The organism is Acidovorax sp. KPB24-03 (genome assembly GCF_057546605.1).
The window spans coordinates 1-537 of sequence record NZ_BAAJYR010000959.1 but is presented as its reverse complement, the minus strand read 5'-3'; the positions used below and the strand labels follow the sequence as shown (position 1 = coordinate 537).

Below are 537 nucleotides of genomic sequence, written 5' to 3'. Positions count from 1 at the left end.
ACCGCGACCTGCGCGTGGCCGTGCTGGCCATCGAGCGGGCGCGGGCGCAGTACGGCGTCTCGCGCGCCGACCTGTTCCCCGGCGTGAACGCCACCGGCGCGGGCAGCCGCAGCCGCACGGCCGACGACCTGACCACCGCGGGCCGCTCCAACGTGGGCGGGCAATACAGCGCGCAACTGGGTTTTGCCAGCTACGAGATCGACTTCTTCGGCCGCGTGCGCAACCTGAACGACGCCGCGCTGCAGGAGTTCTTCCGCGCCGCCGAGAACCGCCGCAGCGTGCAGTTGAGCCTGGTGGCCGAGGCGGTGAACGCCTGGCTCACCCTCGATGCGGACGGCCGCCGCCTGCAACTGGCGCGCGACACGCTGCGCACGCGCCAGCAGTCGCTGGACCTCACGCAGCGCAGCCATGCGCTGGGCGCCACCTCGGGCCTGACCCTGGCGCAGACGCAGACCACGGTGGACACCGCGCGCGCCGACGTCGCCACCTACACCGCCCAGGTCGCGCGCGACCGCAACGCGCTCGCGCTGCTGGTGG

Annotated in this window: 1 protein-coding gene; it reads left to right on the top strand. The window is 73.7% G+C overall.

Annotated features, from left to right (window positions below):
- A partial coding sequence (locus AC27KI_RS27035) for a TolC family protein (RefSeq protein ID WP_487116996.1) occupies positions 1-537 on the top strand: 537 nt, incomplete at both ends.